Here is a 1,780-nt window from a genome sequence, read left to right on the forward strand (position 1 = left end):
ACTTACATGCACGACGGATTTGCCTACCGTGCGTCCTACACCCTTACCCCGGGACAACCACCGCCCGGGCTGGACTACCTTCCTGCGTCACCCCATCGCTTACCTACTACCACCTTGGGTCAGCGGCTCCACCACGTCCCTTTGTCCGAAGACTCCAGGCCGGCTTCACGGCTTTAGCATTAATGGATTCGATATTGGGCGTTTCAAAGCGGGTACCGGAATATCAACCGGTTGTCCATCGACTACGCCTGTCGGCCTCGCCTTAGGTCCCGACTTACCCTGGGCAGATCAGCTTGACCCAGGAACCCTTAGTCAATCGGCGCACACGTTTCCCACGTGTGTATCGCTACTCATGCCTGCATTCTCACTCGTGAACCGTCCACAACTCGTTTCCACGGCTGCTTCACCCGGCACACGACGCTCCCCTACCCATCACAGCGGGCGTTGGCCCTCATGCTGCAATGACACGACTTCGGCGGTGTGCTTGAGCCCCGCTACATTGTCGGCGCGGAATCACTTGACCAGTGAGCTATTACGCACTCTTTCAAGGGTGGCTGCTTCTAAGCCAACCTCCTGGTTGTCTCTGCGACTCCACATCCTTTCCCACTTAGCACACGCTTAGGGGCCTTAGTCGATGCTCTGGGCTGTTTCCCTCTCGACCATGGAGCTTATCCCCCACAGTCTCACTGCCGCGCTCTCACTTACCGGCATTCGGAGTTTGGCTAAGGTCAGTAACCCGGTAGGGCCCATCGCCTATCCAGTGCTCTACCTCCGGCAAGAAACACACGACGCTGCACCTAAATGCATTTCGGGGAGAACCAGCTATCACGGAGTTTGATTGGCCTTTCACCCCTAACCACAGGTCATCCCCCAGGTTTTCAACCCTGGTGGGTTCGGTCCTCCACGAAGTCTTACCTCCGCTTCAACCTGCCCATGGCTAGATCACTCCGCTTCGGGTCTTGGGCACGCTACTCAACGCCCTATTCGGACTCGCTTTCGCTACGGCTTCCCCACACGGGTTAACCTCGCAACATACCGCAAACTCGCAGGCTCATTCTTCAAAAGGCACGCAGTCACGACACAAGGACAAGTCCTTGTGCGACGCTCCCACGGCTTGTAGGCACACGGTTTCAGGTACTATTTCACTCCGCTCCCGCGGTACTTTTCACCATTCCCTCACGGTACTATCCGCTATCGGTCACCAGGGAATATTTAGGCTTAACGGGTGGTCCCGCCAGATTCACACGGGATTTCTCGGGCCCCGTGCTACTTGGGTGTCTCTTAAACGAGCCGTCAATGTTTCAGCTACGGGGGTCTTACCCTCTACGCCGGACCTTTCGCATGTCCTTCGCCTACATCAACGGTTTCTGACTCGTCCCACAGCCGGCAGACTGCAGAAAAGAGATCCCACAACCCCAACCACGCAACCCCTGCCGGGTATCACACGTGACTGGTTTGGCCTCATCCAGTTTCGCTCGCCACTACTCCCGGAATCACGGTTGTTTTCTCTTCCTGCGGGTACTGAGATGTTTCACTTCCCCGCGTTCCCTCCACATACCCTATGTGTTCAGGTATGGGTGACAGCCCATGACGACTGCCGGGTTTCCCCATTCGGACACCCCCGGATCAAAGCTCGGTTGACAGCTCCCCGGGGCCTATCGCGGCCTCCCACGTCCTTCATCGGTTCCTGGTGCCAAGGCATCCACCGTGCGCCCTTAAAAACTTGGCCACAGATGCTCGCGTCCACTGTGCAGTTCTCAAGCAACGACCAGCCACCCGT

1 rRNA gene (cut by a window edge) is annotated in these 1,780 nt (G+C 57.2%); it reads right to left on the bottom strand.

What is annotated here, in order from left to right:
* Positions 1-1,729, bottom strand: a 23S ribosomal RNA gene (locus tag ACZ4NB_RS38630); it reaches 1,491 nt to the left of the window's first position.
* Positions 1,730-1,780 lie beyond the last annotated feature (51 nt).

This window comes from Streptomyces sp. NPDC026575, assembly GCF_055567415.1.